Raw genomic sequence first — 933 nt, forward strand, 5'->3', positions numbered from 1 at the left:
GGCGGCGCGGGCACCGCCGGGAGCGCCGCGGGGCGCGCCGCGGGGCCGGCCACCGAGTTCGCGGGCACCCCGACGCCCGAGCTGCGCCGGCAGGCCGACGCCCTGCTCGTGCAGGCCGACGACGCCGTGCGCGCCAGCGCCGAGGAGCTGCAGTTCGCCGCCGCGGAGTTCGGCGAGGAGCGCACCGCCGAGTTCCGCACCGTCCTGGAGCGGGCGCGCGCCGCGCTGACGTCGGCGTTCGCCGCGCGGCAGTCCCTCGACGACGCCGTCCCCGAGGGCGAGGAGCGCACCCGCGAGGTGCTCGCGCAGGTCGTCGCCTCCTGCCGCGGCAGCGGGCAGGCCCTGGCGCAGGCCTCCGAGCGCGTCGACGCGCTGCGCGACCTGGTGCGCCGCGCCCCGGAGGTCCTCACCGCCCTGGAGGAGCGGCTGCCGGCCGCGCGGGCCGGGGTGGCACCCGCCCGCGAGCGGCTGGCGCGGCTGCAGCAGGAGTTCGGCCCGGCCGCCGTCGCCGCCGTGGCCGACGCCCCCGACCAGGCCGCCGACCGCCTGGAGCTGGCCCGGCGCTCGGCGGAGGCGGCCCGCGCCGCGCTGGCGGATCCCAGCCGCTCCGGGGAGGTCGTGGACGCCGTGCGCACGAGCGAGACGGCGCTGGCCCAGGCCGAGCAGCTGCTCGCCTCCCTGGAGCGCACCGGGACCGACCTGCGCCGCGCCGTCACCGAGCTGCCCGTGGCGACGGCGCGGCTGCGCGCGGCGGCCGAGGCCGCACCGGTGGACGCCGCGGGGGTCCCCGCCGCCGGCGTGAGCGCCGCGCGCGCCGCCGCGCTCGCCGTGCTCGAGCAGGTGCGCGGGCAGGGGGCCGCCGACCCGCTGGGCGCGCTGCACCGCGTCGTCGAGGCCGCGCGCGCCCTCGACGCGGCCCGCGGGGCGCTGGAG

Annotated in this window: 1 pseudogene; it reads left to right on the plus strand. The window is 82.6% G+C overall.

Annotated elements, in window-relative coordinates:
- Positions 1–933 (plus strand): annotated as a pseudogene (locus GTQ99_RS23610) (hypothetical protein); the annotation flags it as partial.

The sequence above is a fragment of the Kineococcus vitellinus genome (assembly GCF_009906315.1).
Taxonomy (GTDB): Bacteria; Actinomycetota; Actinomycetes; order Actinomycetales; family Kineococcaceae; genus Kineococcus; species Kineococcus vitellinus.